We start from the raw sequence: 230 nt of genomic DNA on the forward strand, positions 1-230 counted from the left end.
GTACAGCTTCGATGTGACCAACTGCCTGGCACGGCCAGAGCGCCACCTGAAACTGGCGGTGGGGCTGGATTACCTCGATGCCTGCCCGGTACGCGGCATGCGCCGTGGCGGCGGTGGTGAGCGGATGATGGCGCGGGTCGACGTGGAACCGCTGATCCTCGCTCAGGAGCAGTGATGGCGTGAGGGCAGGGGGCTGATTGCCGGCCTGCTCCTTCGATCCGTGGTCGTGC

General features: G+C 67.0%; 1 pseudogene. It reads left to right on the forward strand.

Annotation, left to right across the window (positions count from 1 at the left end):
* A pseudogene (locus AC0IYH_RS34305) lies at window positions 1–175 on the forward strand (transglutaminase family protein); the annotation flags it as partial.
* Window positions 176–230: the final 55 nt, after the last annotated feature.

The sequence above is a fragment of the Pseudomonas sp. AC463 genome (genome assembly GCF_979253585.1).